Here is a 6,115-nt window from a genome sequence, read left to right as displayed (position 1 = left end):
TGCAGGATGGCAGAAATAACAATTTGCAGTTACAGCCATCCTAAAACCCTTAGTAACCAATAATGCATGAATTTTGAATTTTGAATTCTGCCTAAAAATTACTTATTTTTGGTAAATTATACAAAATACCTATTTTTGAAAATCAACAGATTGAAAAATATATCTAAATTGATGATTTTTAAGATTAATTATCAAATTTTTATCTGATAATTAAAGAAAATAACTAGTGCAGGATGGCAGAAATAACAATTTGCAGTTACAGCCATCCTAAAACCCTTAGTAACCAATAATGCATGAATTTTGAATTTTGAATTCTGCCTAAAAATTACTTATTTTTGGTAAATTATACAAAATACCTATTTTTGAAAATCAACAGATTGAAAAATATATCTAAATTGATGATTTTTAAGATTAATTATCAAATTTTTATCTGATAATTAAAGAAAATAACTAGTGCAGGATGGCAGAAATAACAATTTGCAGCTTACTAGCTTGCCTTAAGCTTTACTAACCAATAATGGATGAATTTTGAATTTTGAATTTTGAATTTTGAATTCCGCCTAGCGGCACTAAGAGTTTATTTGTAAGTAGGAAATATCAGATGGAAATATCACAAAATTGCCTAGATTTAATCAAGAAATGGGAAGGACTTTTCCTAAATGCTTATATAGATCCAGTAGGAATACCAACCATTGGGTATGGAACTATTCGTTATCCTAATGGACAAAAAGTTCGTCTAGGAGACAGAATTTCAGAAAGAGACGCAGAAGGATACCTACGTTCTGAATGTGGCAAAATAGCACAAGAAATTTCTACATTTATCAAAGTTCCTGTTAATCAAAACCAATTTGATGCTTTAGTATCTTTTGCTTATAATGTAGGAACTGGGGCATTTCAAGGTAGTACCTTATTAAGAAAACTAAATCAAGGAGATTATCAAGGAGCAGCTAATGAATTTTCTCGTTGGGTAAATGGAGTTGTTAATGGTGTTTTTCAGTCACTACCAGGATTAGTCTCTCGTCGTGCTGATGAAAAGAAGTTATTTCTCAAAGCTGGAGGAGAAGAAAAACCTTTAGAGGGTGAAATTTCAGAACAAGACAAAGTAACTTGGTTAGAAGGATATCGAGATGAAAATAAGAAAACTGTAGTTGTAGCTTGGAATCAAGGTGAAGTAGTAGAAATCTTAACTCTAGAAAAGTTTGATAAAGACCTATTAGCTAGTATTTTTCCTCAGTATAAAAATTCTAGCTATTTTGTTATTGCTCCTGCTAATAAACCAATTCCTGCTGGTGAAAGAACTTCAGTTTTTAACATTTCCGATATACATAATCAAGGTACACCTCCAAAACTAAATCGTGTATTAATACGAGGTAGTCAAGGGGAGGATGTAAGAACTTTACAAAAGAGATTAAAAGATTTAGGCTATTATAAAGGAGAATTTGAGCAGTTTTTTGGTAAGAAAACTGAACTTGCAGTTATCGAGTTTAAAAAAGATTATTTTGGCATCACAGCAGATAATGCAACAGTAGAGTCCATAACCTGGAAAAAATTATGGGGAGATGCTCCACCTCCACCTCCTCCTGCACCACCACCTACTACAAATAAAAATTATCTACTATTAACCAAGACAAATCGTAAAGATAGATATGGATGTTATGTACTTAACTTAGATTATTTTAAAAGTGGGAAACTACAAGACAGATTAGAAGTTTGTTGTGGCGCTCCACGAAGACAATTTTTCCGTACCGCTGCTCGGAGTCGGGCAATGACTGGAGAACCATTACCAGAAGGAAAATGGTACATTCAGGATATTGTTTGGGCTGATGGTAGAGATAATTATTATGGCGGAATTTTTCAAAGTGGTATTGGCCCGGTAACAGTTCCGTTAGATTATATAGAACCTGGCACAACTGAAAGAAGCGCAATTGAAATTCATATTGACTGGAATCGAAATTATGGTGCTCCTGGTACCGTGGGTTGTATAGCTACTTACAACATAGCTGATTATAAACGGTTTATTACTTGGTTACGGGATACAGACCCCAGGGATCTTTATGTTGACTGGAAATTAGGAACTTGTCCTAAACCTTGATATTATGTCTGTTTGAATACTTACACTTTGGAGAAAGTAAGGCAAAAGGCACTCATACTGAAGGAAAGAAAAGGTTGAAGGGGAGAAAAAGATACCTAGAAACAAAAAAGAGTGCACAGTTTTAGCTGTGTCAGTCTACTACTGGCGCGTCAAGCTTGAAAATATAAGTAAAAACCTAACCCCCCAACCCCACAACTATCTCCCCTTGCCCCTCTTTGAAAGCTATGCTTTATAAACATCTTTCTCTTTTCATAAAACTTGACAACATAGACAAGTTATGGTTTTGTCTTGAATCGGCTTTTTCAGGAGAAAAGTGTATTTTTAAATACACTTTTTTATCAATGTAGACAGGATTCTTACGAACCATCCTCCCCATCCTCCCCATCCAGACCATCCTCTCCACAAGGGTTTCAGGAGTTCTTTATAAGGGATAGCTTTGAAAGGGGGGAGGAGGGAAGGGGGAGTTTCCCCCTCTCAAAAGAAGGAGAGAGAGAGGGGCAGGGAGGGGGGAGAGGTCTTCGCCTGTTGCTCGCTTCTAACCCACAATTTTATTCTAGACACGCTACTACTTTTGAGTCGATATTGACATACTCCCGACGTTGCCCTTACGGGAAAAATAGGGATTCTTCAGTCTGGGAAACCCTGACCGCTGTTTAGACAGAGGTGATGTCCTCCCCCTGTTTTGACATTGATAATAACAAAATGCTCCTAAAAGTGTCAAGGGCATATAAACGTTTAGCTTATGAAGGTATCCGAATCCGGGCCCAGGCTTTCATCCCGACGCTCCCCCTCCCCCCTATGCACGGGGGGTTAGGGGGGATGGAGAGCGCGGGACTTCCCGCCAGGAAAGTTAATCAGCTTTTTTGAGTTCTATTTCAGAAAACTCAGGAGATTCTCCCATCAATTCAGATAATCCTTCTGACATAGTTCTCGGGTCTACAAATAGCACTTTAGAATTAGTACTTTCACTTAATTTTTGATTAGTTTCTAAGTATCTTTGAGCAACCAGAAACTTCATAAATTCTGGACTATCTGGACGCAAATTTAAGCTTGTGGCAAGAAGTTGTATAGACTCTGCTTGTCCTTTAGCTTTAAGAAGAGCAGCTTGCTTTTCACCTTCTGCTTTAGCAATAGCAGCTTTCTGTTCACTTAAAGCTACTCTTTCCGACTCAATTCCTACTTTTACTGTTTCAGAATAAGTTATATTTTGAATCTCAACACGAATCACTTTTACTCCCCAGCTAGAAGTATCTTCATCTAGTTTCTTCAGCAAAGCTTTATTAATTTCATCTATTGAAGACAAAATTTCTTGCATTGGCAAGCGACCAATTTCAGAACGCAGAGAAGTTAAAACAATCTCATTAATAGAACTTTCTACATTCTCAATTGCATAATACGCTCTTTCCATTTCTAGAATCTGCCAGTAAACTATTGCATCTACCTGCAAATTTAAACCATCATTAGTAAGAACCTCTTGAGGAGGAATATCCAAAAATCGTTCACGGACGGTATCAACGTGAGCTATTTTGTCTACCAGAGGTAAGACGAACTGAAGTCCTGGTTTTAAAGTACGCTTATACTTACCTAAGCGTTCTACTAAAGCTTCATCCCCTTGAGCAATAACTTTTACAGAGGAGTTAACTGTATAACCAAGGATTCCAGTTGCTATTAAAGCCACAAGATATTGGAGCATAATTTAGAATTTAGAAATTAGGTTAATTGTCTTAATCCTAACATTTTCTTGAGACGAGGGAGCAGGGAGGTGTGGGAGGTGTGGGAGGTGTGGGAGGTGTGGGAGGTGTGGGAGGTGTGGGAAGTGTGGGGAGGGTGGGAAGTGTGGGAGGTGTGGGAAGTGTGGGAGAAATAATTTTTCCTTGATTTTTATGCCTCGCCCTGCCCCAAAGTCCTCACTTTTTGAGCTGTTTTAACCGAAAAACTGATACTTTTTCACGACTAAAAATGGCTAAAACCTTTATCTGTAAATGCTTTTATATTTAATCAGCACAGCAATAATTAGGGAGGAGTCAGGAGACTTCAGACTTGAGACTGGAGAAAAGAATGTACCAGGAGAAAGAAGTGTTTTTATCACGCTCTTATCCGGACATGGTATTACGATTTTAACTAGAGGTAATTATTCATTATTCATTATTCATTATTAATTAATGAATTACCCGCCCCTCGTTAAAAATTGTTTGTTTGCTAGAATGGGTAGTCAAACGTTCTAACAAAGTAGCACTAGCTTCATTCAAACCAATCATATTTACCTTTATACCCCGTCTGCGAAAACGTAAGACAACTTTATCGACTGCATCTACAGCAGATTGATCCCATAAATGAGCATTAGTTAGATCGATAGTAACAGACTCTAAATGTTCTCGAAAATCAAAGGAGTTGAGAAAATTCTCCACAGAAACAAAAAATATTTGACCATTGACACTGTAAATACGCTCCACACCATTTTCCTTTAAGTAGGAGTCAACAAAAATCAGTGCAGCAATTTTACGACTAAAGAAAATCGCACTCAGTGCAACTCCGACAAGAACTCCAATAGCTAAGTTATGAGTCAAAACTGTAATAAAGACAGTTGTTGCCATAACTGCAGTTTCACTCTTGGGCACCCGACGAATATGGTGAATGGAACTCCAGTGAAAGGTACTGATAGAGACCATAATCATCACTGCGACTAATGCTGCCATAGGAATACGCGCCACCCAATCATTCAGCATAATAATACAAACAAACAGAAAAATTCCTGCACTTAGAGATGAAAGTCGAGTACGCCCTCCGGAACCTACATTAATCATAGATTGACCGATCATAGCGCATCCTGCCATGCCACCAAAACATCCAGCAACAATATTTGCCACGCCTTGAGCAACTGCTTCCTGGTTTTTATTACTGGAGGTGTCAGTGAGGTCATCAATTACGTTAGCTGTTAAGAATGATTCCAGTAATCCTACCAAGGAAAGCGCTAAAGCATAAGGCAGAATAATGTCTAAAGTTTTGAAGTTGAGCGGTACCATTGGCAAGGCAAAACTAGGCAAGGTGTCGGGTAATGTTCCCATGTCTCCCACGGTGGGAACATCTAACCCAGTTACCATCGTAAATATTGTCAGCACAACAATAGCAACTAAAGGAGAAGGTATTACCTTGGTAAAGCGAGGCAACCCATAAATAATCCCTAATCCAACTGCTACCATTATGTACACCCACACAGAAGCATCTTCAAACTGAGTCAATTGAGCATCAAAAATCAATATTGCTAGAGCATTGACAAATCCTAGCATTACTGCTCTGGGTATAAATCTCATTTGATTTCCTAGTTTCATCCATCCTAAGAAAATTTGGAGAATACCTGTGAGAATGGTAGTTGCTAATAAATAATTTAAACCATAATCTTTAACTAAGGTTGTCATCAGCAACGCCATCGCCCCGGTTGCTGCGGAAATCATTGCTGCTCGCCCACCTAAAAAAGCTGTAACAATAGCAATGCAAAATGAAGCATACAGACCTACTTTTGGATCGACACCAGCTATAATAGAAAAACCAATAGCTTCAGGAATTAAAGCTAAAGCGACTACGGCGCCTGCCAATAAATCTTTTTGTACGTTAGAAAACCAGGCTTGTTTTGATAATATATCTTTCATTTGTTCGCTCTGTAAAAAAACCGCCTGTACAATTTGTTATGTGGATTTTTGTGTGATTAGTGTTATGCAAAAACACTAATCTTTGCAATTACTTTGAGCATATCCTAAAATAAATTACCTAACATCATCACAATAAACAGATTTATTTGTAGATATTTGCTAGGTGGGGGGTGATATCAAATCCGGTCGAATAGTGGTACTTAAACATTTTCTGGTCGGAAAAATGCCTCAAAGTCTCTTTAGATAAGGGAATTACGTCGATGCCCTAAAAATGGCTAGAACCGTTGGTAATTCAAGATTTATGCCTTTTTGACGTAAAAGCCTTTACCTGTCTATATTTGAGCCTATTTTTTTGGTTGATTTTGTTTAAGTCCCG

At 37.5% G+C, this 6,115-nt stretch carries 3 protein-coding genes; 1 reads left to right on the top strand and 2 read right to left on the bottom strand.

The window, feature by feature from the left end:
- Window positions 1–601: 601 nt before the first annotated feature.
- On the top strand, window positions 602–2,092 hold the full coding sequence (locus F6K40_RS36720; RefSeq protein ID WP_293144076.1) for a glycoside hydrolase family protein: 1,491 nt from the start codon (window positions 602–604) through the stop codon (window positions 2,090–2,092).
- An 850-nt stretch (window positions 2,093–2,942) separates the two neighbouring features.
- Here F6K40_RS36720 and F6K40_RS36715 read toward each other — a convergent pair.
- Complete coding sequence (locus F6K40_RS36715) at window positions 2,943–3,785, bottom strand: SPFH domain-containing protein (RefSeq protein WP_293144073.1); 843 nt, start codon at window positions 3,783–3,785, stop codon at window positions 2,943–2,945.
- 466 nt (window positions 3,786–4,251) lie between these two features.
- Window positions 4,252–5,739: a SulP family inorganic anion transporter gene (locus F6K40_RS36710; protein ID WP_293144070.1), complete on the bottom strand. Its 1,488-nt coding sequence runs from the start codon at window positions 5,737–5,739 to the stop codon at window positions 4,252–4,254.
- Window positions 5,740–6,115 lie beyond the last annotated feature (376 nt).

Source organism: Okeania sp. SIO3I5, assembly GCF_010672085.1.
In the GTDB taxonomy this organism is placed as follows: domain Bacteria; phylum Cyanobacteriota; class Cyanobacteriia; order Cyanobacteriales; family Microcoleaceae; genus Trichodesmium.
This window is presented reverse-complemented; position numbering and strand designations above follow the sequence as displayed.

Coding starts and splice junctions, on each gene's coding strand:
- F6K40_RS36720 (WP_293144076.1), top strand. CDS start 602: ATGGAAATATCACAAAATTGCCTAGATTTAATCAAGAAATGGGAAGGA.
- F6K40_RS36715 (WP_293144073.1), bottom strand. CDS start 3,785: ATGCTCCAATATCTTGTGGCTTTAATAGCAACTGGAATCCTTGGTTAT.
- F6K40_RS36710 (WP_293144070.1), bottom strand. CDS start 5,739: ATGAAAGATATATTATCAAAACAAGCCTGGTTTTCTAACGTACAAAAA.